This window comes from Flavobacterium sp. (genome assembly GCF_044368625.1).
In the GTDB taxonomy this organism is placed as follows: domain Bacteria; phylum Bacteroidota; class Bacteroidia; order Flavobacteriales; family Flavobacteriaceae; genus Flavobacterium.
The window spans coordinates 1-3,908 of record NZ_JBIPPD010000263.1 but is presented as its reverse complement, the minus strand read 5'-3'; the positions used below and the strand labels follow the sequence as shown (position 1 = coordinate 3,908).

The window sequence follows — 3,908 nt, the reverse complement described above, 5'->3', positions numbered from 1 at the left end:
CCAAAATAGTCAACTGAATTGGACGTCTCTCCAACCAAGGGTGGAATTTTTCGCCGTTCAATCTTTTTTTGCTGATTTCCGGTAAAGCGGGTGCTTCGGCAAAATCATCTTCAATCGTTTGGTTGGCACGAACTGTTCTATAAATATTGTACACTAAAATAAACATTCCGAATATGTACATACATCCACCAATCATTCGCATCCAATACATTGGGATAATTTGCGTAACAGTTTCAAGGAAATTTCCGTACATCAACGTTCCATCCGGGTTGAATTGTTTCCACATAGAAGCCTGCAAGAATCCCGCAACATACATGGGTAAAGCGTATAAAATAATTCCTAAAGTACCCAACCAAAAGTGTAAATTGGCTAGTTTATTGGAAAACAATTTTCCTTTGGTCATTCGAGGAATCAACCAATAAATCATACCAAAAGCCATAAATCCGTTCCATGCCAAGGCTCCAACGTGAACGTGTGCTACGATCCAATCGGTAAAGTGGGCAATGGCATTTACATTTTTTAGAGATAACATTGGCCCTTCAAAAGTGGCCATACCGTAACCCGTAATTGCAACCACGAAGAATTTCAAAACTGGTTCTACCCGAACTTTATCCCAAACACCTCGCAAGGTCAACAATCCGTTGATCATTCCTCCCCAAGAGGGTGCCAATAACATAATTGAAAATACGACTCCTAAATTTTGTGCCCAATCTGGTAATGCAGAATACAATAAATGGTGTGGTCCAGCCCAAATATAAATGAAAATCAACGACCAAAAGTGAATAATCGAAAGTCTATACGAATACACCGGACGATTAGCGGCTTTAGGAACAAAGTAATACATCAATCCCAAAAACGGTGTGGTTAAGAAAAATGCCACCGCATTGTGTCCGTACCACCATTGTACCAAAGCATCTTGAACACCAGCGTAAACCGAATAACTTTTTAGAAAACTAACAGGAAGCGACAAACTGTTGAAAATGTGCAATACAGCAACGGTAACAAACGTGGCCAAATAAAACCAAATGGCTACATATAAATGACGTTCTCTTCTTTTTAAAATCGTACCAATCATGTTGATACCAAAAACCACCCAAATTAATGCAATGGCAATATCTATAGGCCATTCCAATTCGGCATACTCTTTTGAAGAAGTATATCCCATAGGAAGTGAAATTGCAGCAGCTACAATAATCAATTGCCAACCCCAAAAATGAAGTGAACTTAAAAAATCGCTGAACATTCTTGCTTTAAGCAAACGTTGTAAGGAATAATAAATTCCGGCAAACATTGCGTTTCCAACGAAAGCAAAAATAACTGCGTTGGTATGTAAAGGTCTTAGTCTTCCAAAACTCAACCACGAAACTCCGTCGGTTATGTTAGGGAATAAAAACATGATGGCTAACAATAGCCCTACAATCATTCCTACTACTCCAAACAGGATAGTAGCATAAATGAACTTCTTTACAATTTTGTTGTCGTAATAAAATTGTTGCATCTCCATATTACACTTGTTTTTCAGGGGTTGTTTTAATTTGTTTTTGTTTTGTTGTTTTCAATTCATCGTCAAAAAGCATTCGGACGGATGGGGTATAATCGTCGTCGTATTGACCTTTTTTTACAGCGGTGATAAATGCTATAAAAAACACAATGGCGACTACTATACTGACGGATATTAATAAATAAATGACACTCATACCTCTAATTTGTGTTAGACAAAATTACGCTGCTTGATTTGTTAATAATATGATAATTATCATACTCAGACTATTATTTTAAATTCAATTTTTTGGCATAAAATGTACTCATTACCGTTACAAAACTCACAATGGTAATCGTACTCAAAGGCATAATGATGGCAGCCACCAATGGAAGTAAATTTCCCGTCACGGCAAAGGCGAGTCCCACTACATTATACAATAATGATAAAGCAAAACTCATTTTGATAGTGCGAATGGCTTTTTGAGAAAGTTTTAAAAACTGACCGATATTCTGAAATTCAGAAGCATCCAAAATCGCATCACAAGCGGGTGAAAACACATTTACGTTTTCTGAAATTGAAATTCCGACATTACTTTGTGCCAAAGCTCCAGCATCGTTCAAACCGTCGCCAATCATCATCACATTTTTTCCATTATCTTGCAAACTTTTAATGTAATCCAGTTTTTGTTCGGGTTTTTGATTGAAAATCAATTGGGTATTGGGTGGCAAAAATGCTTTTAGAAAACTTTCTTCACCCGAATTATCGCCCGATAGAACGTGCAACTGGTATTTTTGCGAAAGCGTCGAAAATAATTCAGACAAACCTTTTCGATACGCGTTTTTGAAAACATATTTCCCTAAATAAGCCCCATTGATTGAAATGTGAATACTGGTTTCAACAACATTTTGAGGTTGCGGATTTCCAACAAAAGCTGCCGAACCTAAAACTATTTTAGTCCCTTCAAAATGAGTTTCAATTCCTTTACCTACAAATTCTTGAAAGTCGTCCATTTTCAAAAAATCTACTTCGGGTAAATGGTTGTAAAGCATTCTACTCAATGGATGATTCGAAGCTCGTAAACTGTTCTTGATCCAAATTTCTTGTTGAGTTGTAATTTCAACTCCTTGATAATCAATGGTCGCTTTTTCCGTTGTGGTTATGGTGCCTGTTTTATCAAAAACGAGTGTATCCACTTTTGCCAATTGCTCGATGACCAACGCATTTTTTAAATAAATCTTTTTCTTACCGAGAATTCTAAGGATGTTTCCAAACGTAAACGGAGCTGTTAAAGCCAAGGCACACGGACAAGCCACAATTAAAACCGCAGTAAAAACGTTGAAAGCGGTATTGACATCAAAGAAAATCCAATAACCAAAACCTGCAAAAGCTATTAGCAGTAAAATGGGCGTGAAATAATGACTGATTTGGTCGGTGATGGTTTTAAAATGCTGGTTAACTTTCTTCTGGAACACATCATTACTCCACAATTGCGTCAAATAACTTTGCGAAACGCTTTCGAGCACTTGCATTTCGATGAGTTGGCCAATTTGTTTTCCTCCAGCAAAAACTTTATCGCCGGATTTTTTCGTAATGGCATTGGCTTCGCCCGTTACAAAACTGTAATCTAAGGTTGCCTCGGCAGAGAGTAAAATGCCATCTACAGGAATTAATTCTTGGTTTCTAATCAACAATCTATCGCCTTTTACCACATCGTAAATAGGAATGCTTTCTTCCAATCCGCTGGTTATTTTGGTTACAGCAATAGGAAAATAGGATTTAAAATCACGCTCAAAACTCAAAAAGTTATAGGTCTTGATTTGAAACATTTTTCCCAAAAGCATAAAAAATATCAATCCCGCCAAGCTGTCGAAAAAGCCTTGACCGTATCCCATAATAATATCAACGGTACTTCGGACAAACATGACCACAATTCCCAAAGCAATTGGAATATCAATATTCAACATTCCGGTTCGCAAACTTTTATAAGCTGAAACATAGTAGCCGCTTGCGGAATAAAAAAAAGTGGGCAATGCCAAAGCAAAAATCAACCAACGGAAAAAGCCTTTGTATTGGTCGATCCAAAACTCATTGGTTTCAAAATATTCGGGAAAGGAAAGCAACATGATGTTTCCAAAACAGAAAAAAGCCACTCCTAATTTATAAGTCAAACTTCGGTCTTCTTTCTTAATTCCTGTTTCGTAATTTTCCAAACTGATGTAAGGCTCGTATCCTATCGAACTCAGCAGGTTGACGATCTTTTTTAAAGAAACGGCATCCGAATTGTACGTAATTCGAACGGTTTTTTCATTAAAATTAACCATCGAAGTTCGAATACCAGATTCGAGTCGTTGCAAATTTTCCAAAATCCAAATGCACGAACTGCAATGAATGTGCGGTATTGTTAGCGAAACAACTGCGGTACTTT

3 protein-coding genes are annotated in these 3,908 nt (G+C 37.2%); all 3 read right to left on the bottom strand.

The window, feature by feature from the left end:
* Positions 1–1,504: cytochrome-c oxidase, cbb3-type subunit I (ccoN, locus tag ACIQ2X_RS14525; protein ID WP_396179671.1), on the bottom strand; the 1,504-nt coding region annotated here is incomplete at its 3' end.
* Position 1,505: 1 nt separating this feature from the next.
* On the bottom strand, positions 1,506–1,697 hold the full coding sequence (ccoS, locus tag ACIQ2X_RS14520) for a cbb3-type cytochrome oxidase assembly protein CcoS (RefSeq protein ID WP_396179670.1): 192 nt from the start codon (positions 1,695–1,697) through the stop codon (positions 1,506–1,508).
* 73 nt (positions 1,698–1,770) lie between these two features.
* A partial coding sequence (locus tag ACIQ2X_RS14515; protein WP_396179669.1) for a heavy metal translocating P-type ATPase occupies positions 1,771–3,908 on the bottom strand: 2,138 nt, incomplete at its 5' end.

Excerpts from the sequence above, each read along its gene's own strand:
- ccoS (WP_396179670.1), bottom strand. The coding sequence starts at position 1,697 with ATGAGTGTCATTTATTTATTAATATCCGTCAGTATAGTAGTCGCCATT.